The organism is Thermanaeromonas sp. DSM 22490, assembly GCF_056378755.1.
This window is the reverse complement of the sequence record NZ_JBJHHE010000052.1, coordinates 1-3,368: the sequence shown is the minus strand read 5'-3', so window position 1 is coordinate 3,368 and position 3,368 is coordinate 1. Positions and strand designations below refer to the sequence as shown.

The following is a 3,368-nucleotide window of genomic DNA, read 5'->3' as shown; positions in this document are numbered from 1 at the left end:
AAGTAGATGTCATTACTATTTTCGATGTCGATATGCTAATACCTGCTAATTAAAATGAGTTTTTCACAACGCTTTTAGGGCATAGTTCAACCTTTCTTCGTTCATCCGGTAGAACTGGTGTACCCCGCCGGCATACTCGTCCATCAGCCTCTGCATTCTTTCTTCCACTTCCCTGGGGGTAATTCCGTCTTTGCCTTCGGCGCCGCGCAGAGCCGGAGCGAAAACCCGTTCTTTCTCCTGAGCTATTTGTTTTTGGTCCAATTCTAGATCTTCCTTAAGGCTTTGTATATATTTAACTGCCCCTCTGGCCGCCAGGACTCCCTCCGCTGCGCACCCGCTGACGAATTTATTGGGAACTCCGCCAGCCACATCTCCAGCTGCATATAAGCCCTTCAAGGTAGTTGCCCGGTCCACATCTACCCAGTATCCGCTGGCTGTGTGGCCGCCGACAATATAGGGATCGCTGCCATATACTTCCAGGGGTTCCCGGGACAGATCATGTCCGCGGCTGGCCAGGAAGAGCACAAAGGTAGGACGCTCGTTAAGGTAATCCATCTTCATTTCTTTAATTTGTTCAGGGGTCATCTTGGTAGTATCCACGTAACAGGGACCGCGGCCGGCCAACCATTCTTCCATGGGGGCAAATACCCTGATAAAGCGAGGAGCTTTATCACCGCCCCATTCGGCGTATTTTTCCTGTAAAATTTGTTCCCCTTTAGCATTGATCATGGGAGTTTTATAGCCTACAGAAATAGTATCGATGGGGCCGTTAAAATCTTTGGTCCTTACAGCTGCCCACCGCATCTCAAAGGAGGTCATTTCCGCGCCGCTACGGATGCCCATGGCGTAGCCGGCTCCGGTGTTGAAGGGGCAATACCATATCTGGTGGTGACAGTCAATGCCGTCATTAGTGTAGGGTTTATATAGCCCTGCAGCTCCTCCGGTAGCTACGATGGTGGCTTTGGCTCTTATCACGTAAAATTTTCCATCCCGGACGCCGAAACCCATAGCGCCTATGACGCGGTCCCCATCCAGGAGAAAATTAGTAGCTACTACCCGGTTTAAAATTTCTACACCGTATTCCCGGGTTTTTTCAGCCAGGATAACTTTCATTTCGGAGCCCTGGATGGCGATATCCCACTGGCCGCGAGCTTTATACTCGCCGTTTTCATCTTTTTTGATGGGCAGGCCCCATCTCTCCCATTCCTCTACAGGTTCATTAAGTATTTGGGCCAGGGAAAGGGCCAGATCTTCCCGGAGCAAACCTCTTACCTGGGAACGGCTCCACCTTACCAGGTCTTCCGGTGTTTTACCTTTCTTGATGTAAGTATTAATGGCATCCATTCCTGCAGCCAGGCAGCCGCTGCGGTCAATATGGGCCTTTTCCATAATGGTAACTTTAAGAGCAGGATTTAGTTTTTTGGCCTCAATGGCGGCAAAACAGCCGGCGTTGCCTCCACCGATAACTAGAACGTCAGTTTCGATATACACTTCTTCAATTTGTTCCAAATTAGTGGGTAACGGGCTTCTTTTTTTTGTCACCATACTTCCTCCTTGAGCCTTAGTTTTTAATAAAGGGGATGACCGAGTAAAGCCAGCCAGGCGCTCTGCACCACAATTACATAGATATTAGCAATCACAGAGAGCAGCGCTCCAAACTTTACGGCCTGCGATGTAGGTGTACCTGAGGCGCCCCAGGCGATGAGAAAGGCGGTTATAGATATGGGTAGGAAAAAGGCGTAACTTAAACAATTTACGATGATCAGGCTAAAGGGCAAGACATTAAAGCCCAGGTCTTTGGCCAGGCTTATAGTTAGAGGGATAAAGGCTGCGCCCATGGCCACTGCGCTTACAATACCAGCCCGCGCTATATGGAAGCCGAAGACAAGCAGGAATATCATGAGAAAGGGATGCAGAGGACCTATAGCCTTTAAGGGGGTTACAATGAAACTGGATAGCCAGCCTACGGCTCCTGACTTATAAAGGGCATCTCCCAAACAAATGGCTCCACCTAAAAGTACCCAGACATCCCACATAATATACTTGTTGATTTCCTCAAATTTAAGCCTTCCAAAGGGCAGGAATACCAGGAGCAGTACCAGGAGAGCTACCATCCCGGTCTTTATTTGGTGGAGCTTCCCCTCGGTTATCCAAAGGATTAAACCGATGAACAAACATATTAACGCCCAGATTTCAGGCCAGGTAATTTTACCCAGTTCTTGTTTTAGCCTGGGCAATTCTTCATCGGCTCCAGGGATATCCAGACCTTTTAGTTTAAAGTACCAATTTACATATATGAGGAGAATGGGTAACAAGCCCCATAGAGGCAAATTCAAGATAAACCAATTCACCCACGAGATGTATATTTTGGCCGAACTTGCCAGTTGCCCGGCGAGCATGACGTTAGGAAAGTGGCTGGTTAAAATCAGCGGTCCAGTGAAGAGGGGAACTAAGCCGGTAATGGTAAGTGTTAGAGCTGTATTTATTCTTTTGCTTTCCGGTAAATCCTCCCTGCCGCGCATTAGACCCGTGACGCCTTTAGTTATGGGGAGGAAAAGGGCTGTTTCGCTTACAGTAGGAAGCAACCCGCCTATGACCACGTCGGCCAGGGTTAGACCTAGCAGAATCCTGGTTACCTTTGTCGATTTCAGTGCGCTAGTTATACTCAGGGCAATCCTCTTGCCCAAAGGGCTACCCATCATAATAGCGGCATAGACAAAGGCTCCGATGGCCAGGAAGAATTCATTATTTGAGAATGCCCCGAATGCTTCGGGAATTTTAATATTAGCTAATATTACAAGCATCATAGGTGCTGCTAATCCTATAATTGCTTTAGGCAGGGCATCTGTTACCATGGATACGATAAACCATAAAAAGATGGCGAGAACCGACTGGGCTTCAGGTTTAAGACCTGGAAGGCTAGGGCCTAGCATTAATCCCAAAAGAAGCGCGAAGGCAATAATAAGTCCGATTATTTGGTTTTTGGCTACTGCTGTATTATCGCCCATATTTTGTCCTCCTTTCTACCTTTAATCTGATAAAGCCTCCCCAAAAATGATTTTGCCCTCGATATCCACCTCCTTGCGAAATAGAAAAAGAACTCAATCACAATATTCTACGTAATTAAATTAGCTGTTTAACTTCTATCTGTATGTCACCTATGCGACAAAATCATTGTCATCTAGATGACATAAGCCCAAGTTATTAACCCTGGGCTTATGATAACAACCTTACTAACCTATCCGGTGCCAGAAGACGAATGCCTTCTTCGTCTACTGCAATTATCTTTTCTTTCTTCTATGACCCCACACTTCCCTTTCCCTGGCAAGAAGTACTGAGTGTCACCATATGTAAATTTTGTTCCTCCA

Annotated in this window: 1 protein-coding gene and 1 pseudogene; both read right to left on the bottom strand. The window is 47.0% G+C overall.

The window, feature by feature from the left end; all coding sequences use genetic code 11:
* Positions 1-72 precede the first annotated feature (72 nt).
* A pseudogene (locus tag AC1BI1_RS15185) lies at positions 73-1,545 on the bottom strand (adenylyl-sulfate reductase subunit alpha); the annotation flags it as partial.
* A gap of 23 nt (positions 1,546-1,568) precedes the next feature.
* Positions 1,569-3,008 (bottom strand): SLC13 family permease, encoded by a 1,440-nt coding sequence (locus AC1BI1_RS15180; protein WP_476718148.1) that lies wholly within the window; start codon positions 3,006-3,008, stop codon positions 1,569-1,571.
* Positions 3,009-3,368 lie beyond the last annotated feature (360 nt).